General features: G+C 45.5%; 17 protein-coding genes and 1 pseudogene. 9 read left to right on the top strand and 9 right to left on the bottom strand.

Features of this window, described 5'->3' with window-relative positions; all coding sequences use genetic code 11:
- The gene (locus EDI28_RS16930) at positions 1-1,224 is read right to left on the bottom strand and encodes a restriction endonuclease subunit S (protein WP_128785070.1); all 1,224 of its coding nucleotides are present in this window, start codon (positions 1,222-1,224) and stop codon (positions 1-3) included.
- Entirely contained in the window at positions 1,217-2,794 is a 1,578-nt protein-coding gene (locus EDI28_RS16925) for a type I restriction-modification system subunit M (protein ID WP_128785069.1), read from the bottom strand. The genes EDI28_RS16930 and EDI28_RS16925 overlap by 8 nt, the downstream gene beginning before the upstream one ends.
- Positions 2,795-2,976: 182 nt before the next feature.
- Here EDI28_RS16925 and EDI28_RS16920 point away from each other — a divergent pair, with 182 nt between their 5' ends.
- Positions 2,977-3,852: a GIY-YIG nuclease family protein gene (locus tag EDI28_RS16920; RefSeq protein WP_128785068.1), complete on the top strand. Its 876-nt coding sequence runs from the start codon at positions 2,977-2,979 to the stop codon at positions 3,850-3,852.
- A gap of 49 nt (positions 3,853-3,901) precedes the next feature.
- Here EDI28_RS16920 and EDI28_RS16915 read toward each other — a convergent pair whose 3' ends face one another.
- The gene (locus EDI28_RS16915; protein ID WP_128785067.1) at positions 3,902-4,477 is read right to left on the bottom strand and encodes a VspR family transcription factor; all 576 of its coding nucleotides are present in this window, start codon (positions 4,475-4,477) and stop codon (positions 3,902-3,904) included.
- Between the two features lie 101 nt (positions 4,478-4,578).
- On the opposite strand from EDI28_RS16915, the gene EDI28_RS16910 reads away from it, so the two are divergent.
- Positions 4,579-4,893: a helix-turn-helix domain-containing protein gene (locus tag EDI28_RS16910; RefSeq protein ID WP_128785066.1), complete on the top strand. Its 315-nt coding sequence runs from the start codon at positions 4,579-4,581 to the stop codon at positions 4,891-4,893.
- Here EDI28_RS16910 and greB (EDI28_RS16905) read toward each other — a convergent pair.
- Genes greB (EDI28_RS16905) through EDI28_RS27020 form a run of 5 tightly spaced genes read right to left on the bottom strand, consistent with a single transcriptional unit; the run spans position 4,890 to position 11,971 of the window.
- The gene (gene greB, locus EDI28_RS16905) at positions 4,890-5,369 is read right to left on the bottom strand and encodes a transcription elongation factor GreB (protein WP_128785065.1); all 480 of its coding nucleotides are present in this window, start codon (positions 5,367-5,369) and stop codon (positions 4,890-4,892) included. The genes EDI28_RS16910 and greB (EDI28_RS16905) overlap by 4 nt on opposite strands.
- A 22-nt stretch (positions 5,370-5,391) precedes the next feature.
- On the bottom strand, positions 5,392-6,015 hold the full coding sequence (gmtX, locus tag EDI28_RS16900; protein WP_128785064.1) for a gamma-mobile-trio protein GmtX: 624 nt from the start codon (positions 6,013-6,015) through the stop codon (positions 5,392-5,394).
- A gap of 1 nt (position 6,016) precedes the next feature.
- Positions 6,017-10,501, bottom strand: coding sequence for a gamma-mobile-trio integrase GmtZ (gmtZ, locus tag EDI28_RS16895; RefSeq protein WP_128785063.1), 4,485 nt, complete (start codon positions 10,499-10,501; stop codon positions 6,017-6,019).
- On the bottom strand, positions 10,498-11,790 hold the full coding sequence (gene gmtY, locus EDI28_RS16890; protein WP_128785062.1) for a gamma-mobile-trio recombinase GmtY: 1,293 nt from the start codon (positions 11,788-11,790) through the stop codon (positions 10,498-10,500). Before gmtY ends, gmtZ begins: the two co-directional genes overlap by 4 nt.
- Before the next feature lie 4 nt (positions 11,791-11,794).
- Positions 11,795-11,971, bottom strand: a complete 177-nt coding sequence (locus EDI28_RS27020; RefSeq protein ID WP_164918582.1) for a hypothetical protein — start codon at positions 11,969-11,971, stop codon at positions 11,795-11,797.
- Between the two features lie 149 nt (positions 11,972-12,120).
- On the opposite strand from EDI28_RS27020, the pseudogene greB (EDI28_RS16885) reads away from it, so the two are divergent.
- A pseudogene (gene greB, locus EDI28_RS16885) lies at positions 12,121-12,450 on the top strand (transcription elongation factor GreB); the annotation flags it as partial.
- A gap of 16 nt (positions 12,451-12,466) precedes the next feature.
- Here the strand turns inward: greB (EDI28_RS16885) and EDI28_RS16880 are convergent.
- Positions 12,467-13,357: a LysR family transcriptional regulator gene (locus EDI28_RS16880; protein ID WP_128785061.1), complete on the bottom strand. Its 891-nt coding sequence runs from the start codon at positions 13,355-13,357 to the stop codon at positions 12,467-12,469.
- Positions 13,358-13,514: 157 nt separating this feature from the next.
- Between EDI28_RS16880 and EDI28_RS16875 the strand changes: the two genes are divergently transcribed.
- From EDI28_RS16875 to EDI28_RS16850, 6 genes are all read left to right on the top strand, one after another.
- The gene (locus EDI28_RS16875; RefSeq protein ID WP_128785060.1) at positions 13,515-13,910 is read left to right on the top strand and encodes a RidA family protein; all 396 of its coding nucleotides are present in this window, start codon (positions 13,515-13,517) and stop codon (positions 13,908-13,910) included.
- Between the two features lie 44 nt (positions 13,911-13,954).
- Positions 13,955-15,403, top strand: coding sequence for an aldehyde dehydrogenase family protein (locus EDI28_RS16870; protein ID WP_128785059.1), 1,449 nt, complete (start codon positions 13,955-13,957; stop codon positions 15,401-15,403).
- Positions 15,404-15,412: 9 nt separating this feature from the next.
- Positions 15,413-16,405 carry a membrane dipeptidase gene (locus EDI28_RS16865; protein WP_128785058.1) on the top strand — a complete coding sequence of 331 codons (993 nt, stop codon included), beginning with the start codon at positions 15,413-15,415 and terminating at the stop codon, positions 16,403-16,405.
- 107 nt (positions 16,406-16,512) lie between these two features.
- Entirely contained in the window at positions 16,513-18,075 is a 1,563-nt protein-coding gene (locus EDI28_RS16860; RefSeq protein WP_128785057.1) for a BCCT family transporter, read from the top strand.
- 115 nt (positions 18,076-18,190) lie between these two features.
- A complete protein-coding gene (locus EDI28_RS16855; RefSeq protein WP_233353439.1) occupies positions 18,191-19,924 on the top strand; it encodes a hypothetical protein in 1,734 nt (577 codons plus the stop codon).
- Complete coding sequence (locus EDI28_RS16850) at positions 19,924-20,661, top strand: DUF3726 domain-containing protein (protein WP_128785192.1); 738 nt, start codon at positions 19,924-19,926, stop codon at positions 20,659-20,661. Before EDI28_RS16855 ends, EDI28_RS16850 begins: the two co-directional genes overlap by 1 nt.
- Positions 20,662-20,804: the final 143 nt, after the last annotated feature.

Below are 20,804 nucleotides of genomic sequence, written 5' to 3'. Positions count from 1 at the left end.
CTATACAAACATCTGCTGTAGTAAGCCTTTTTTGAACTGTTTGGTTTGTTCGATTTGCTTTGCAACACCTTCGATTTTTCTATCGATAGATTGAAGGAATTGAGCGATTTTTTGTTGTTCCGGTTCACTAGGTACAGGAAGAGTTACTTGATAGAAATCCTTCTCCCCAATATTCAACAACCCGTCCATACGCGCAGAAGATGATATTAAGCGCCTAAGTTGCCTATCTAAATATTTATGCTCAAACAACTGTGCGTAAAAGTCAGAAACACCATGTGCCAACTTAAAGCTCCTATATACAAAGGGAACTAAGGCTTCGTCATCTAACAAAAGATAAACACAACCATACTTAAAAGATTTTGAGTTGCCACGATTATAAGAAAACTCCCCTTTCATTAGGTGAGTGTACTTATCTAAACTAGTACCGGCAATTACCTGGCTAAACCTATCTTTTTGATGTAAAAATCCTTTCCCTGCAGATATTGTCATTACATTTTCAATTACCGAAGAAGCCTTTCTTTTTACTGGGAGTGAGATTTCATTTAGAGCTTTAATTTCCCAATCAGAGAACGCATTACCATCTTCATCTTTAAAGCGGATCTGTTGACTAAAAACCTGTTGCATCACACCTTTTTTGTATTCTTTGAGTAGGCGATGCTTTTCGGTTAGTTGGTTAATCTTAGTATCTACTGAGGTTAGAAAATCAGCGATTTTTTGTTGTTCCCCTTCATCGCTTGGCAGTTTAACTTTATAAGGTGATAAGAATTCTATATTTATGTTTTTTTGAGCTGCCTGAGGGGCAAGGTAGTCAATTCTAGGCTGCTCTCTATTCAAATAGATACTAAGAAACCGATTATGTGTTCCTTTTTTACAGCTAATACCAACAAGACTATCAGGGCAAGCCATTGCTCTTTTTAACAGACCACAGTAGCCAATATTGGCAGCTATCGTCATTAGAATGGTCCCCTCTGGAAATAGTTTACTTACCTTTAGTCCTTTCTCATTAAGGGTTTGAGAATAAGTACTTATGTATCCTCTTGATGAACTAACGTCATTAGTTTGAGCAAAAGGAATATCCCCCCCATAGAACTGAGGGTCATTTCTAGGGCGCGGAGAAAATCGCCCCCTCTCAATCTTTGCTACTTTTGAAAGGGGATACTCTATCCAGTCCTTACCTTCAAATTCAGAAAATCTAATACTAGGCTGCACTACCTGCTTAGGCATTGTTCTTGTCCTCAAACGGTACGTCAATCTCTAACTCTAAGCAGAATTCGGCAATCGATTTATCACTCTCTAACATCGCTTTATCGTTGCTTATTAGTAACTTCGATACTTCCTCTAAGTCGACTGCAACTTCTTCTTCAAAAGTATCCACATAACGTGGAATATTGAGGTTGTAGTCATTCTCATTTAAATCAGCAGGTGTAGCTGTAAAGGAGAATTTATCAATCGTTTGGCGCTTAGCTACCGCATCAAGAATGCGCTGCAAGTCCTCCTCACGCATTATGTTGTTATTAGTACCTTTATCAAAATGGCTACTCGCATCAATGAACAACACGTCATCATCGGCTTTACGGTTTTTCTTCAACACCAGCACACAAGTTGGAATAGGCGTGCCAAAGAAGATATTGGCTGGTAAGCCAATCACCATATCAAGATAGTTTTTCTCTGTAATTAGATGCTGACGAATATGCCCCTCAGCAGCACCGCGGAATAGCACGCCATGAGGAAGTACCACTGCCATTGTGCCGTCATCATCAAGCTGATGAACCATATGCTGAACAAAAGCAAAATCCGCTTTTGATTTAGGTGCGAGCTTACCGTAATCAGAAAAACGCTCATTGTTTAGATGCAAAGGATTTGCTGACCATGATGCAGAAAACGGAGGATTAGCCACAACCGCACTGAAACGTTGCTCAATATGTGCTGGCACTTCTAGTGTATCGTCATTCTGAATATCGAACCGATTATAGTGAACATCGTGCATGATCATGTTCATACGAGCAAGGTTATAGGTGCTTGGGTTCTGCTCTTGACCGTAAAACTTCAAATCAGGGTTATTCGCTTCTTTGGCAACACGTAGTAACAATGAACCAGAACCACACGTTGGGTCATACACAGACTTTAGGTTCGGGTTATCAAGTATCACAAGCTTAGCTAGCAACTTAGAAACCATTTGTGGTGTATAGAACTCACCAGCTTTTTTGCCCGCACCACTGGCAAACATACCAATCAAATATTCGTAAGCATCACCCAGAATATCGATTTCACTGCTTTCTAGGTGAAAATCGATGTTGTCTAAGTGCTCAAGCACTTTAGCAATCAGTTTGTTACGAGCATCAGGAGTTTTACCTAGCTTGTTTGAAGTCAGATCTAGCTCATCAAATAAACCATTAAAGTCATCGGCACTGTCTGCCCCCATAGTACTTTGTTCGATGTCATTGAGCACATCACGCACGTCATCAAGAATGAACTCACCATTCGCCCCTGCTTCTGCAATGACATGGAAAAGCTCGGATGGTTTAAAGAAGTAACCTAGTTTATCTAATGCTTCTTCTTGCACTGCTTCTAAGTACTCTTGACCCTTTTCGCTCTTTTCATTAATTTGAGCGAACTGGATACCATCTACAGAAAGCAGTTCATCGGCATAGCGATTAAGTTTATCTGACAGGTATTTGTAGAAAATTAGGCCAAGAATGTAATCACGGAAGTCATCGGCTGACATGTTGCCACGAAGAGTATTTGCGATGTTCCAAAGCTGTTTTTTTAGCTCTTGTTGGTGTTGTTCGACCATGAAAAAGGGGCTCTTTGTTGCATTGACTCAGACAATAGGCCAACGATAGGTTCTAAAACTCCGCCGATTATACATTGGAATACCAACAAAACTGAGTACCGAGTCAAAACAGTTGCAATTATGACCTCTTCAGCAGTGCAACCTGTTAATATGTGGTATCTATTCTTAAGAATTCATGAACGATGACTAAAGGACGACAACTCAAAATTTACCTTGCTGATGGAACAGTTTCCGGCATTCGTCATGCAGAAATCGTGAACTGGACAGGTCAAGCTCTTGCAATTCCTCGAGTGAAGATAAAAGACTTAGATGGATGGGAAGAAGTCCATCGCCCAGGTGTGTACTTCTTATTTGGATATGACGATGAAGTGAGCCGATTGGCTGCCTATATCGGTGAAGCAGAAAACATTACCAAAAGACTCCAACAACACTTATCTTCAAAAGACTTCTGGAATGAAGCTATTTGCTTTACCAACAAAGATGAAAATCTGACCAAGGCCCATATTAAGTATTTGGAATCCCGCCTCATTGAACTATCACTTCATGCTAACCGCTATCAGCTAGATAATGGGAACCAGCCGCCTCAGTCCTCCCTGCCAAGAGGTGAGCGGGATGCAATGGAAGAATTCCTTGAGAACATTCGTACTTTGCTTGGCACTTTAGGTCATAAACTGCTTGAGCCCGTTGTAAAAACAACAGCTTCAGAGCAAACATCCAGTTCTGAACCTAACCAAGATCTCGTGACACTAAAGGGGCGAAAATACAAAGCTACTGCTCAATTGACCAGTGAAGGCATTGTCGTTCTCAAAGGCTCTGAAGGCAGCATATCCGCCAATCAAAGCTTGTCGAAAGGCTATACCAAGATCAGGGATAACCTGATTGACAAAGGTCTGCTGATAGAAGAAAACAGTAAGCTCGTAGCCACAGACGACATCCTTTTCACTAGCAGCTCTCAGGCCGCAGCCGTCTTGTTAGGCTACCCATGCAATGGACTGGATTATTGGATTGATAACAAGGGGCAATCGCTAAAACAGCGAGAGAGCTTAGTTGATGGCTGAGGGACACTCCCTCAACCACTGCAGTTGTTTTTGTTACTTGATTAAAACCTCAACATGAGGCTTTCTTCGACGATTGAGGGTAATGCAAAAAGAGCTTAGTAAGAGCTTCTAGATCTCCCTGAATGTTTTTGACACGCACCCTTGCTTGTAAAAAAAAAGTTTGAACATAACTGGCTTCATCAGGAAAACGGTTCAGAACCTCTTGATACTTAACCATTTCACGAAGTGAAATTTCTTGTAATGCCTCTAATTCAGATTTCTCTTTCCGAATTGTATCTAGGAAACCACTACTGGCCGGTACATGTACTTCTGGCAGCCTAATGCACTCCCTATGCTGATGCTTTTTCAGCCTGCGAATTTTTGCAATAAATTGGCTTTGTTTGAACACCTCAGATTTAAGGTAGATAGTGTCTTTTCGGCTGATGGCAGCTTGTTTTTCCAACAAACCTTTATCAACCATGCGCGATAACTGACGATAGATAAACTTTCTTGCTTCATTTTCATCATCAAACTGTTCTGTTGATTTCACCAAAGCGTCCCTGAGCTCAATAACTGTAAATTGATCCAAATCCTTTACGATCAGCAGGTTGTAAATATGTTCATTCAATGCCACAGCTTTAGACACTTTAGACTCCTGATACAATAAAACTTAGGATTGCTAAGTATACAGAAATCGGTAAAACTTAGACAATCTAAGCTATTCAGGACCAACCAAATGAAACCTCAGTGGCCAGAGAAAACCCGATCCCAACACGCCTCAAAGAGGCGCGTAAAAAAGCAGGTATCACTCAAAAGGATCTGGGTGTTCGTATCGGCATGGAACCAAGCTCGGCAAGTGGCCGCATGAACCACTACGAGAAGGGAAGACATACACCAGACATCAGCACACTACAAAGAATGGCTGATGAGCTCGGTGTACCTTTGAATTATTTCTATTGTGAGGATGAAGTGTCGGCTGAACTTGCGTGCCTAATTGCAAGAATGAGTGAAGCCGATAAGAAAAAACTAATCGAACATATAAGCGACTTATCGAAAGATTAATCTTTCTCATACTCAATAGAGTTAATGAACCACTCTTTATCACCCTCAGGCGTTTTCACTACAATGTCATCATCAACTTCTTTTTTGAGTAAAGCTCTGGCCATTGGAGAGTCTATAGAGATGTAATCTTTCACATCACCATAGATTTCTTCTGGGCCAACAATTCGAAACTTCTTTATATCTCCGGCTTCATTTTCAATTTCGACCCAAGCACCAAAAAATACTCTCCCTTCTTGCTGAGGTGAGTAATCGACAACCGTTACATCAGGCAGAAACTTTCGTAAGAAACGAACTCTTCGATCTATTTGTCGCAGGATACGTTTATTGAAGGTGTAATCAGCATTTTCAGAACGATCGCCAAGACTTGCAGCCCAAGTGACTATCTTTGTAATTTCAGGGCGCTTTTCGTTCCACAAGTAGTCATGTTCTTTTTTGAGTTTGTTGTAGCCTTCTCGAGTAATCAGTTTGGTTTTCACGCTTAAATACTTCCTGATTCTGTTATAGATTCTGTAATGCTTTCTTTATCGCATCTATGGTCGCAACAGGGAAAAAAGATTCTTTGCTACCGCTCTTAACTATACTTCCATTCGCACCAGGCTCCAATTGATGTCGCCGTAAAAACTCCCTAGATAGTAGATGCTCCAAAGCACTGCGTTCTAGTTCATTTAACTTTATTGATGAAGCAGCTGTTGCTCCGCCATCGAATACTTCAATCACTTGATTAATAGGAACAACTTCTTTGAGAAGTCTTTCAGCATCTTTTTTCTGAGAGTAGATAATGTTGGCTTGTAACCTCACTACTGGGTCTTCTAACTCATCTATCCATGCGTACGTTTGCCCCTTTTGAGAGTGACTTGGATATTTTTCCGATTTGGAATTCGCAGATGCAAAACTATCAATCAGGGTTCGGTATGCTTCGCCAGTTTTATTGCGAATGCTCTGCGCGGCAGGCACTCCTCGCCCTTTACCCAACCTAGCTATTGTCGCGTAGCTAAAATCGGTAAGACCTCGTTCACGTTGCTCTTCACAAACAGTAAAGACAGCCTCTAAAGAGTTCTGCATCCGTGTCGAAACTTGCTGTTTTAATTGCTCTAGCACCTTCTCTGGAGGGATTCCTGTCATATCACTTTATCCTTTTCAGTGGCTGAGAACGTTCAAACAATTCTTGGATCGTATTCGCTGTAAACTTGGTATCCTCACTTAAGTCCATCATAGATAATCGACCATCCATTAATCTATCGACACTTTCCCAACTTTCTAAGCGACTCAACATCAGTTGGGTTAACTGATTGCCCACTGCTAATTGTTCTTCTTCACTCAAAAGAAACATTCGTGGCGGCATGCTATTTCTAACCATCATTTGGTCTAACGCTTGAGAGCGTCTTGTTACAGAAAGCTCATCACTACAACTATGATACAGTTCTGCATTCTCACAGACTTCAGAAAGTTGATGGAAGCTGCTAACTTCATCCAACTCAACATCAATTTCGAATTGTCTGGGAACTATTAACTGTAGCTTGCTCGATTCATTTGAATCTAATTGCTGATCTAATACCTGCTGACAATTATGAATATGCCTATGTACAGCATTCATATCAGACATGTACAGATCCAACTTCTTGGCACGCGTTTCGATTTCAGAGTTGAGCTTTTGACGTTGAGATATAAGATCTTTTCGATCTCTTTCTAATCTGTTGTCAGCAGTCTTTCTCTCATAGAGTTTGTGAGAAATTACTTCGATTTCCTGTGCCGTTTGGTTAAGTTCAGCCTCAAGCTTCGAATACCGAAAAGACTGAGTATTCACGGCAAGACTTACTTCATTGAAGAGTGCAGCAAGGCCAACCATAAATGCTGGTCCCGTTATGAAAAAACGGCACTGAATACAGTTTTGTTCTCCAAGATACCCTGCAGGGACGGGATAAAAAATATTCGCTTTGGTGGCAACTGGTTTCCCGCCTTCGCTACAGAATGCGCCCCCCACAGGACAGATACCAAAGTCCTTGAAAAGATAGTTGGATGCAGGTCGGCTGTTGTCTAGGGAATTCAAAAATTCAGGTGATGAAGCAACCAACTGAGATTTGCATTCTTCAATACGCTGCTGTTCCACATACGATTTGAACGTTTTCACCGCGTTGCTTAAAGCTTCTTTTTCTCCTTTCTCGATTCGCTCCCTAATATTGGCTCCAGTCTTATCGCTCTTTATGTAGTAGATTTGCATCATGATGCTCGAATGACCGACTAGCTTCATGATTACTTCTAGAGGAATTCCGAACTCATAGGCATATGCGTTTATCAAACTTACACGCATAGAATGCGGTGTATACAGAGATTTAAAGTGGTAAAGGGGGATCGTCTTATCAAGTTTCAGTGATGCAATACAATCCGCATAGGTTTGCCCCTTAAAAATAGCGGTAGTCACTTCATCTTTAGCTGAAAAAAACAATGCAGCCGCGAGGCGTTGGGTTAAGCGCCCTCCAAAGTTTCCAGGCTCGTCTTCTTGGAAGTCCCTAAACAGGAAGCTATTGATACCTTTTTGTTTACGCTGAAGCTCATTAAGGTTAGTACGCTTACAGTCAAGCCAATGAGTTGAAGCTTCTATCGGGTTATATTTTTGTTGCCACTTTCTCAGCTTTATCAGCTTTATCAGCCAGTAAGCTAGCTCTATTGGCATGAATGGAACGAAATAACCTTTTCCATCAAAGTGAGTTTTATTGGATGTATAATGTACCCCAAAATCGTCTTTTCCGGTTTTGCTCACCATCCCTTGATGCTTGGTGAGTCCAGCAAGCTTACTTTTGTTTTTCTTCCAGATAACTTTGTTATTCTTGAAATCTGCAATATCAGAATCGGCCTCTCCTGAGTCACAGTATACGATTTGCATACCTCTGGCTGGCAGTTGCATTAACGCATATGTGTAAGTCCAATACACAGGAAACCAAAGATAAGTTTTGTCTCCATCAACTTTCACAACACAGTCTGGATCGCTTTCATCAATTAGCGAAATGTCCTCAATTGCCACCCAATCAGCAGGGAACACATGTAGATGAGTTAAATCAGAATAACTTTGCTTATTAGTAATCGAATCATCCGGATATATCCAATCCCTACCAGATTTTACAAACTGATATGGTAAAGCTAGTTTGTTTGTTTCATTGGCAACTTGTATTACCCGTTCACCATTGAAACTAATATGTGAGAATGGGTTGTTAGCTCCCTTAATTGGTGTTATCTCACCAGTATCCACATCCTCTAGAAGCAAGTAGTTATAAACTACCCAATCAAGAAATTCGTTAATTGAGTAAAGCCATTTTTTCTTTCGGGTTATTGGCACTTTATCAAACAAGTCCAACATAGGTTGAATATTTGTTTTCCCTCTAGTTAGGTACTCAAGGGGGCTTTTTTCAAATCCATTAGGCTCAATATACTCGCGCACAAATTCACAAAGGTCTTTCGCTTTAGTATCTCCACCTCGGGCAGACTTGAGGAATTCCTCTATTTTTTCAGCCCAAAGTCTCCACTCATCAGTAAAATACTTTATTTGGTAGGGTCTTGGTTTTCCAAAAAAATCGAAAGTGTTCGTCCAGCCTTTTCCTTTATAATACTCTTCTGGCGATGAAGGTATTCGAGGATCGACTAATTGCACACGCATCTCTTTGTAGTCAGCCATATTGACACAATTGTGTTTGATTACGATTTGACGCAAGATATCGTATTGATAAGGTTTTGGTATATCTAAAGCATCGTACCAACTTATCCAACCTTCTATTGTCTTTTCTGGCTTTGATGGTAATTTTCTAATTACATTTCTAGCTTTTTTATATTGTTGCGAATTTTTGACTCCTAATACCTGGCAAGCCTGTTTAAAAGACACCAAGTTATTAACATGCTTAGGAAGTAGAAAATCACACCAATTGGACCAATCTTTTGAATAATATGCAGCTGGGTCAGAATGAAGTCTTAAATCTTTGATATAGTTTTGTTTATAATCCTTAACACTAATAATGCATAATTTTATAGCCGCTTCACTAGCTTCCTCGTAAGATTGATAAAAATCATAATTTAACCCCAAGAATATTCTATAACCTTTCCATTGGCTTAAATAAAATTTATTTGGAGTTGCAGGTAGCTTTGGATCTTTTTTATACAACTTAAGATATTCCTCCTTTGTCCTTATATCAAGCGATTGCGCTGCGTTACTCGCTTCAATATAACTTTGATAAAATATCATGTTTTTTGCTAAAAACTTACTAAACCCTTGCCACTCGTTTGGGTAATGACTCTTGGGGGAACATGGTAATTTAGGGTCTTCATGGTAACGTTTTAAATACTCGTTGTAAGTTTTTATCCCTAGAGATTGTGCAGCCGTACTTGCTTTTTGGTAGGTTGAATAGAATACTTTTTTCTTCTTACCTAAGAATTCTGCATACCCCGTCCACTGACTTTTGTATTCTTTATTTGGACATGATGGTAGTCGAGAGTCCTCTTTATAACGAATGGTATATTCTTTTGTTGTCTTGATACCCAAACTCTGAGCTGCGTTACTCGCTTCCTGATAAGTTAAATAAAACCCACCTCTTGAACCTAAAAACTTTCTGAACCCTTGCCAATCTTGTGAATACTTTATTTTAGGTGAAAAAGGTAATCGAGAGTCCTCTTTGTAGCGAATAACATATTCTTTAGCTGTTTTGATACCAAGCGTTAGAACTGCTTCTCTAGCACCATTGTAATTTTCATAAAATTTTTTATTTGTATTTAAAAAATGAGAAAAGGTATGCCACTCCTCCTTATAAACCTTTTCTGGAGCAAAGGGTAACTTGGGTTCTTCTTTATAGCGTAACCGATACTCTTTCTGGTTTTTTATGCCCATGGTTCGGGCTGCTTTACTAGCATCTTGATAGGTTGGATAAAACTTTTCTTCTGTACGCAAAAAATTTTCAAAATTATGCCACTGAATGGCATAAATTTTATTAGGAGTAGCTGGTAATCTCGGGTCTTCAGAGTATCGTCTTGTATATTCTTTATATGTTTTAATTTTTAGCGCTCGCGCAGCTTCACTAGCCTCTTGATAAGTTAGATAAAACTGGCTTATATTCCCTAAAAACTCTTTAAAACCTTGCCATTCCTGCGTATAAATTTTACTTGGAGTAGATGGTAAATGGGGATCTTCATGATAACGTTTTTTGTATTCAGATTGGGTCTTTATCACTAAGGATTGAACAGCAAGACGTGCTTCTTCATAAGTCGAATAAAAAGATTTTTCTTTATGTAAAAACTCATCAAATCCAGGCCATTGTTTCTTATATAAACTACGAGGATCGGCTGGTAGTTTCGGATCTTCACAATAGCGTTCCTTATACTCTGCTCCTGTTTTTATTCCCAAAGCTATTGCTGCAATACTTGCTTCTTTAAGTGTTGTATAAAATATACGTTTATTTTTCCCCAAAAAAACTTCAAACCCTTCCCATTGCTCTGAGTAAACTTGCTCTGGGCGGGCTGGCAAATGAGGGTCTTCACGATACCTCTTTCTGTATTCCGTGCTTATTTCTATCTTTAAATGCTGGGCGGCAAGGCTCGCCTCTTCATATGTCAAATAGAGTTTTCTTCTCATATACACCTCATCCTTTGTCGCACTTCTTCATCGGTGGGTCTAATGTATGCGAGGCAACTATCAGGGCTTTTGTGATGCATAGCTTTTTGAATTTCTAATTGATTAAACCCATACTCCCTCAACCGATACCCATATGAATGCCTATGGCCATGACATGTAGTTCCCTGACTTTTAGCTGTTATTAACCCAATTCGTGTCACTGCATTACTATGCTTTTGAATGAAATTTTTCTTAGTCTCAGCATCACCACGTGAGTTAGAAAAAAGAAAAGGATGATGACCATTAACTCTTAAACTTAGATACTTCTGTAGTAGTAGAGTAAATTCAATTGCTTTGTGGGCAGGAAAGAACATTACTTCGAATGACAAATTTCTATTGGTCAATAGAGGTTGCTTCCAACCAGCATGAAGTCGATGATTTCGAGGATACTCATTTCGAGGGCTTAGACGAAATTTTGTAGCGAGATAATCTCTTCGGTTATTAAAACCGGTTTCGGGTGCTTTACCATCGCTTGGATGAAATACCGAAACCAATGCAGCTCCTGTCTTAGGATCTATAGAGATATCGTTAACATATATTTGGAAACATTCAGATAGCCTTAATCCACCATAGTGCATTAACATAACAATCAATTGGCTTGCATAGTCTTGATGTCCACAAGAAGACTTAAACCCATCATTGAACAGCCTGTTAAAGTACTCTTCTGGAAATCGATAAACAGACTCTACAGATAACAGATGTCGCTCAGGTCCATTCACACCACGCACGTATGAAAGCTCTTTAGCTGAAGGCTTATTCAAGTGATTCAGAAAACAGCGACTATGACGACGATAGTATGCGCACCAACGCAAACGCTCTTCAGCATGCGTTGCCTTTCTCATCGGATTTAGCTTAGGTAAGCCTTCACCATGAACCTCATCTAGATAGTCACAATATGATGTAATATGCCCCAAAAGAACATTTACATCCTCGCTCTTTCTAGGCCGCCAATAGAGTCCCGTAGGATCTTGCTCATTCTCGACTGTCCCAAAACACAAGGCGTCAACAAATGCTCTAAGCAGTTCCGTTGCAGATTGATAAGACAAAGTCTGGTTGTTGATAAACTTCAGCAGTAGCTCTATGGCAAAACAGTTTCTCTCCAGCCAAGACTGTGACTTGTTTCGCTTGGTGTAAAGAAACCTCAAATGAGAAATAAGCACACCCTTTTCAGTGAAAAGGGCAGGAAATTGAAAAGTCACGGCCGACTTATGAGCTTTGTAGTTAACTTGCCGCTTGATTACATAGCTCATTTTTTTAAACGAACACTTGTAAGAAAGTCATGCCATCCTTTCCAGTTATTGTTATCTGTCTTCTCTGAGCTCTCTTTTTTTCTTTGTCACTACTTTTGTCTTTAAAGCTACTTTGGAACTCTAAAAACTCAGACCAGCCTTGCCAATCCTTAACCATGTATCTTTCATTTATTCTCGACATTTAACGCCCCTATAACTTAGTATTCCTAAGTGTACTAAATAGTATTTAGTACATAGATATAACTTTTTCCAGTTTCTTACTAAGAAAGAGAAGTGACTTAAATCTAGTCAAAAGAGTAGGAATTAGTATGCTTATGTGAGTAGAACTAATACCAATATAACAAAAAGCGTCTGCGCGAAATCGATCGCCGGGTGCGCTTTCTACGTAAGCGTCTGGAAATCGTCCAGGTCGTTGACTATTCCCCGCAGCAGGACGGTAAAGTCTTCTTCGGTGCCTGGGTCGAGATTGAAAACGATGACGGCGAAACCAAGACTTTCCGCATTGTCGGCCCAGATGAGATCTATGGCCGCAATGACTATATCTCTATCGACTCCCCGATGGCACGGGCGCTGCTGAAAAAAGAAGTCGACGATGAGTTCGAGGTCAATACCCCGGCAGGCAGGAAGGAATGGTTCATCAATAGTATCCGCTATACCTGATTGATCACCGCTCCCGTCACGACACGCTGTCCCGGCCTTGCAACTGCTCACAGCACAGGGAAAAGAACGCATTGGCCGACGGCGAGATATGACGTTCATGCAAGCGGAAAATACCAATCTTCCGCTCCACTTTAGGATCGATCAGAGGCCGCCAGACCAGCGGTGTTTCTGCCTCGGGGAAAGCCAACTTAGGCAGCGTCGTGACCCCAATTCCCAATGACAATACCGAGAACAAAGAGGTGATATTTTCCACCGTGTACAGCGCACTTTCTGTCAGCACCCGGGCCGGCGTCGGATCCAGCAGCCTACAGGTACCGTTTTTAATAAACGGATACGCCGTGACCTGGCACCACGTCACCCCGTCGACCATTGCCGCTATCGGATGATCACGCAGGCATACAACCCCCAGCTGATCAGACAGTAATGGCGTAAAATCAATCCGCTCGTCGTTAACATGCAGGCAGTTGCCCAAAGCAAGATCAACCTCGCCCGCCAGCAATCGCGCCTCCACCCCGGCAGCGTTGTCATCAACCAACGATACCTCCACCTGCGGATAACTAACGCTGAACAATGCCAATACCTTGGGGATCAATTTCGCGGCCACCGATGGAACACAGGCAATTCTGACCTGTCCCTGCTGGCCGATGGCCGCTGCCCGCAAATCGCTATCCAACGCCTGATATAGGCGAAGAAACTGATCGACTTTCGGCAGGCAAACCTCGCCATAGGGGGTCAGCTTGGCTTTATGACCAGATTCAAACAGCGGCTGGCCGAGGGTTTTCTCCAGCTCTTTTACCGACGTTGACAGCGCCGCCTGGGAACGGTTCGCCTTGGCTGAAGCCGCCCGAAAGCCGCCTTCTTGCACAACCAAAGAAAAGTGCTTCAGCTGCTGTAGCTTCATGTCCATGTCATTTCCCTTACTGATATCCGTAGCGCGATCAATTCACCCTCCTTTTTGATAAAAAAAACTTATCAATTGTCAGAAATAAACCATTCGATTTATCGCCTGATTATGTGCAATATTTAACCACATTGAAACATTCTTGTTACATTGCAGGTAAAATATGTCAGCCACACCATCAAAGAAAGCCGTTCCTACATCACTGTTTGCCTCGAAAGCCCCCTTGGAATGGGCTGTCGTCAACAACGGAACCCTGTATACCGCGCAAATCCCGATCGACCAGTCCGGCAGTGTCGTTGAGGGCGGGATCGAAACCCAGACTCGCCAGACCATGGATAATCTGGTCCATACGCTGGAGTGCGCCGGCGTCTCAACCGATGCCGTCCTGCAGGTACTGATTTATGTAACTGATCGTAGTTACCTGGCGACTGTCAACAAGGTATATGCCGACTATTTCAACGCCCCTTACCCCAACCGTGCCGCCGTTGTTGTTGCCGGGCTGGCACGGGAAGAAATGCTTGTCGAGCTGGTCGTTTACGCCGCCGTCAATGAGCTTTGACCAATGACTGATAACCAATAACGCATTATTTCAAGGATAGCCCCATGACATTTGACGCAGAAAAAGCCCTCTACATCGCCGGTGAATGGCAGTCCGGTACAACGACTATCAACAATATCAATCCGTCAGATATTAGCCAAAACCTCGGGGAGTTTGCCCAGGCCAGCCAACAGCAGGTTCAGCACGCTATCGATGCTGCCAGGACTGCACAGCCCGAGTGGGAAAAAACACCGCTAGAACATAAGCAGAAAGTATTGCAGGCCATCGGTGACGAACTGATCGCGCGTTGTGATGAATTAGGTACGCTGCTGTCCAGTGAAGAAGGCAAGCCCTTTGCCGAGGGTCGCGGCGAGATCTACCGGGCCGGCCAGTTCTTCCAATACTATGCCGCTGAAGTGCTGCGTCAGATGGGCGATATTGCCCAATCAACACGTCCCGGAGTATCGGTTGAGGTAAGCCGTGAAGCCGTCGGTGTGGTAGCAATCATTTCACCCTGGAACTTTCCGACTGCCACGGCAGCCTGGAAAATCGCCCCGGCACTGGCCTTCGGCAACAGCGTGATCTGGAAGCCAGCCAACCTGACTCCGGCCAGTGCCGTTGCCCTGACTGAAATCATTCACCGCCAGGGCCTGCCCGCCGGCACTTTCAACCTGGTGCTTGGCAGTGGTTCAGAAGTCGGCAACGCCTTAATCAACTCAGAGCAAATCAATGCCGTCAGCTTCACCGGCTCGGTCGACACCGGCCGCAAGGTAGCCGCAGCAACAGCTCCCAACTTCGTTCGCTGCCAGCTTGAAATGGGCAGCAAAAATGCCCTGGTTATTGCCGACGATGCCGATATTCAAACCGCTGTTGAGGCAACCATCATGGGCTCCTTCTCCGGAGCAGGCCAGAAATGTACCGCCTCGTCGCGTTTAGTCGTTGTTGACAGCATTCACGATGCCTATGTCGATGCACTCATCAAACGAATGAGTACGCTCAAGATCGGCCATGCACTCGAAGACGGGGTGTTCATGGGGCCGGTGGTCGATGGCAACCAGCTGCAGTCGAATCTGGACTGGATTGAGAAAGCCCGCCGGCACGGTGCCGAACTGGCCTTTGGCGGCGAGAAGCTCAACATGGAACATGACGGCTACTACATGACACCGACCCTATTCCTCGATACCCAGAACCACTGGGATGTGAACCAGGAAGAAGTCTTTGCCCCGATGGCAAGCGTCATTCGCGTTGCCGATCTGGATGAGGCCATTGCCACGGTCAACGATACCCGCTTCGGTCTAACCGGCGGCATCATCACCCAGAGCCTGCGTTCCAGTGCCTTGTTCAAGCAGCAGGCACAAACAGGCTGTGTCATGGTTAATCTGCCGACGGCAGGCACGGACTATCACGTCCCGTTCGGTGGCCGCAAGCAATCAAGCTTTGGTCCCCGAGAGCAGGGCCAATACGCCAAAGAGTTCTACACCGTAGTGAAAACCGCCTACCAGCGTCCTTACTAAGGAGCTTTTATGTATCAGGATCGTATCATCATCGACGGGCTGCAGTACTGCAACTGGGATCGTGCCTACTTTGAAACACTAAAGGCCAGCGGGATCACTGCGGTACACGCCACTCTGGTGTACCACGAAACCGCCCGCGAAACCCTCACCCGCTTTGCCGAATGGAACCGCCACTTCGAGCAGCACGGCGACCTCATTATGCCTGTCATGACCATGGCCGATATCGAAACCGCCAAGGCAACAGGGAAGGTCGGTATCTTCTTCGGTGCCCAGAACTGCTCGCCGATTGATGATGAAATCGGCCTGATCGAGGTAATGCGCAAGCAGGGGCTGCTGATCATGCAGCTCACCTACAACAACCAGAGCCTACTGGCGACAGGTTGCTATGAGCAGGAAGACAGCGGTGTCACCCGCTTTGGCAGGCAGGCGATTGCCGAGATGAACCGGGTTGGCATGATCATCGACATGTCGCACAGTGCCGAACGCTCCACCCTGGAGGCTATCGATCTGTCTTCGCGTCCGATCTGCATCAGCCACGCCAACCCGACCTTTGCCCATGATGCCCTTCGCAATAAGTCCAACGAGGTCATCAAATCACTGGCCAGCCGAGGCGGTTTGATTGGATTTAGTTTGTACCCGTTCCATTTACCCAATAGCAGTCACTGTAGCCTAGAGCATTTCTGCCAGATGGCAGCTGATACCGCTGAATTGATCGGCGTCGAGCACCTCGGAATTGGTAGCGATCTATGCCTAAACCAACCGCAGGCGGTACTGGAGTGGATGCGCAACGGCCGCTGGTCGAAAGCCATGGACTATGGCGAAGGCTCGTCCAGCAATGCTGGCTGGCCTGATGCACTGCCTTGGTTCTGTGGCACCAAGGGAATGGAAAATATCTATAACGGCTTGTTAAAACAAGGGTTCAGCGAATCAGAGACAAACCGGATCATAGGCGGAAATTGGTTCAGCTTCCTGCAGGACGGTCTTAAGCCCGGGACGCCTTAAATCAACCATACTGAAGTGGCTAATTAAAAAGAGAACAAGAATCAAAACAGGTAGTGAAACGATTACTTTTATGCAAAGGCAAATCCGATAACGTTTGGAGACATCACATGTCCGACTTTACCAACACTGTAAAAGCAGAACATATTCCAAGATCACAATCGACAGCCGAAAAACTCGGGCTCGATAACCCCGCATTATGGATGAGCGGCGGTTTTATTGCCCTCTTTGTCGTACTGGCGGTATACGACAGTGCCTTGCTCTCTGACTTGGTCAATGCCGGCTTCTCGTGGGCGGTAAAAATTTTTGGTCCTTATTGGCAGGTGCTGTTACTGCTTACTTTCTTGATAAGTCTGGTTTTAGCCGCAGGTCGTACCGGGCACGTTCGCCTAGGCGCACTGGATAAGCCTGAAATAGACGGTTTCCGCTGGATGGCAATCATCCTATGTACGCTTCTTGCTGGTGGTGGGGTATTTTGGGCTGCCGCCGAGCCTATTGCTCATTATGTTAGCCCTCCGCCTTTGTACGGCTCGCAAGAAAACCCCCAGCAAGGTGCGATTAATGCCTTATCGCAATCCTTCATGCACTGGGGATTCCTCGCATGGGCGATTCTTGGCAGCTTAACCTCGATTGTATTAATGCACCTGCACTACGATAAGGGGCTGCCACTACAGCCGCGTACTCTGCTCTACCCCATTCTTGGCCAACGCGCATTAACCGGCCTAACTGGCGCACTGATTGATGCCTGCTGCATCATTGCCGTCGCCGCGGGAACAATCGGCCCAATCGGTTTCCTTGGGCTACAAATCAGCTTTGCATTAAATGCGCTATTTGATATCCCAGACGGTTTTACCACCCAATTTATCGTTATCCTTTGTGCAATTGCGATCTACACCCTGTCGGCCTTAAGCGGCTTGAATCGCGGTATTCAAATCCTTAGCCGTTATAACGTCATTCTGGCTGTTGGCTTAATGGCCTACATTCTGCTCGTGGGCCCAACTGGCTTCATCGTAAATGGTTACATTCAAGGTGTCGGTAGCATGATCGACAACTTTATTCCAATGGCAACCTACCGTGGTGATGAAGGCTGGCTAAGCTGGTGGACCGTATTCTTCTGGGGCTGGTTCCTCGGTTACGGCCCAATGATGGCAATCTTTATTGCGCGTATTTCACGCGGCCGCACTATTCGTCAATTGGTGATGGCGGTTAGCATCGCGGCACCGATTATTACTTGCTTCTGGTTTACGGTCGTCGGCGGATCCGGCGTCGCATTTGAAATCGCCGATCCGGGCTCCGTGAGCAAAGCCTTCGAAGGCTTCAACCTGCCGGGTGCCCTGCTGGCCATTACCCAGCAACTGCCGCTCCCGTTAATCATCTCCATTCTGTTTCTGATACTGACGACAATCTTCATCGTCACTACCGGAGACTCGATGACCTACACCATCAGTGTGGTGATCAGTGGCGACACCGAACCGAATGCTGCCATTCGTATATTTTGGGGGGTGATGATGGGACTGACAGCACTAATCCTAATCTCCTTAGGCTCAGGCGGCGTTTCGGCGCTCCAATCCTTTATCGTCATCACAGCAGTCCCCGTCTCTCTTATCTTGCTGCCATCGCTGTGGAATGCACCACAAATGGCAATGAAGATGGCAAAGGAACAAGGCTTATAAATCACGCTTTACCCTACACCGCGCTTTACAGCCAAAGTCAGGCAGCCTGTCGAGCTGCCTTCCATAATAATAATGAGCCGTCACCGGCTCAGACAACTTGAATATGGTGAGCAAAATGGATGCACATCGTTGTACTGGAACTCTACCTCAACTACGTCACCCGGATACGGTTATGTCTCCGGATCGTCTCGGCGCCATGCACCAAACACGGATCAGCTTTGTCAGAAGCTTAATCCGCCGGATGGCCAACCAAAACTGGCAAACCTCCCAGTATCGCTGGGACTTGTCCGAACACGGATTTGGTACAGCCATTTATCGTCTGACAACACCAGAGCACCACTATCATCTTGTCGTGTTCTCCGATGAAATCGCCGATGACGAACGTAATGACCGAGTGATCGCTGAAAAATGGGACATCACCTTTGCCTTGGTACATGGTGATGTTGATGACGCACTTTTAGCCCAGTTACAGAGCAATGTGCCGCTCCAGGAAGCAGGCAGGAACACCAGCAAAGTACTGGTACTTGCACGTGCCAATAAAAGTGTCCGGGTCTTTGACCATCTGGTCGAAGCCCTCTCTCAAGGACAGCAGCCTGACAGTCAGGTACTTGCCAGCGTCGGTTATATCCTGCGTACCACCGCCGTTTACGGTAATGGCAAGTTTGGTATTGCCGACTTTGAAATCTTACAAGACAATCATGATTTCAACCTCTCCTTCAGCGCGCAAATGTGTGCAGTCTATATGCTGCGCCAGTTCAGCCTCGACTGGATCCACTTTCTGGCCCAGCAGCAAGGCGGCGAGCAGGCCATCCAGCTGGCACGCCCATTACAGCGTTACCTGGGCGTCGGCAATGCAACAGGGCTGGGTATGGCCCCCTACCTGATCAACCACCCCCGTATAGTCGACCAGTGGCTGTCCGAGCGAGAGAAGGCGATTGCGGCCATCAGCAATAAAACCATCACCCCATCCGGTTGTGACACGATTACTCCGCTACTCCAGCGTGCCTGCCTGCACCTACAGCAAGTCGTTACCATTGACGCTCACCAGCGGGCATTGAACCACCGGGCAGTCAGTGAAATCGAAACTGTCATCAGCACCCTGCATGACGCCGCGAAACTGCACCAATCATGGCTGCAGTGGCTGGAGCAGAATCAAAGCTATAGCTACGAAACCCAGGAAATCGCACTTTCCTGCTTGCTGGAGCTCTACCCAGACGATGTCGACAGTTTCGAAAACACCATGAATGCCGACGAAAACTTAACACTGAGCCCCGGCATTACCGTCTGTGATCTGCAGGATGTCCTCGCCACGCGTTATCGTTGGGCGCTGGACATCGATTTTAGCCAGCCGGAAAACACCTACTGGTTCTGGTACCGTTCGGAAGACAAGGAAGAACCGCGAATGGGGGTCCGGGGACAGGAGCCGGGTGAGGATCGTGAACTTGGGCTGGATATCGCCTATCAGGTCTATCAACTAAATTTGGCACTGGCCAAAGAGCCGTCCCACAGCACGCTGGCAGAATTTCTGCTGAAACAACCGCAGTTCCGTTCGGTTGCCCGTAGGGCCTGGACCTTGGGCCATTGTCCTATGGGTGATATTCAAATGAACGTGCTCAGCCAAAGTGCGCTGCCGATGCACCTGCTGCGCTGCAAACTGGCAATGTTTGGTGCCACCAAATTTGACCCACGCTCGGATCGCTGGGTACGGGTGACCTTTTTCCAGGGCGCTCCCCTGACTGATGAAATCCATGACGGCGAATGGTTGTTCCCGCTTTTGCCTGCAGACCACACCGATACCCACGCCAACAACTGCGTCGACACGACATCACAGCCGGAGGACAACGCATGATGCAAGTCTCACACAACGAACTGGTAGTACTGATAGGAAAAGCCTTTACAGGTCTGCGTCGCAGCTGTGGTGAAGCCGACATGATTGCCAATATGGTCGCCGATCTGGAGATGGTCGGCCTCAATGGCGTCGAGCACTTCGTCAAAGCTCTGGCATTTCTGCAGCAAGAACGTGACTGTCCGGTTGATGTCGAGGCCACCTCGCCAGGCTTGCTCACTGCCAACCTGCATGGCTGCAGTATTCTATGCCACCTGCCGACAGTACTTGATTTCACCCTTGAAAAGCTCATAGGCAGAAGCAGCATCACTCTCAATATCCAGCACTGTCATAACCGCTGGCTGGCCTTCGGCGAGCTGGTGAAACTGGCAGCCAAAGGGTTATCGGTTAAAGCTACCTGGCACAACGGCCATGACCCCAAGCACATCATGTATGTCCTCAACAAAGGCTGCATCAACCCCGAACTGTTTGTCTCTGCCCAGTCCGCAACGCAACCAGCATGCCTGCATAGCTTAAAAATCGAGATCAGCACCCAACCTATCCCGCAGCCCGAAGCCTCCGAGTTCGAGCACCATATTTCGTCACAGACACTAGCCAACGCTCAAGTGCAAGCCTGGCAGCATGGCATCACTGTCGATGAAACGCATTGGCAACAGATCAAGCAGGCCGCCGGAGCGATCTTGGTCGAGTCGAGTGACACCTCCCGCCGTGGTGCCGGAGAGTCAGAACCGTCCCTGTAATCCATTCCCCCCGCTTTTCACGAGTTAGCCCCCATTCCCGCTGGCTCGTGACCAAAGTTGCTCTTCCCGTTAAGTGTCTACAATTAACGAGCACTGACACACTCTTAACACATCGCACCTTGCTACTACCCCATTCCTCCGTA

It is taken from the genome of Photobacterium chitinilyticum, from assembly GCF_004104355.1.
In the GTDB taxonomy this organism is placed as follows: Bacteria; Pseudomonadota; Gammaproteobacteria; order Enterobacterales; family Vibrionaceae; genus Photobacterium; species Photobacterium chitinilyticum.
The sequence above is the reverse complement of the archived record's forward strand: the minus strand, read 5'-3'. Positions and strand labels throughout refer to the sequence as shown.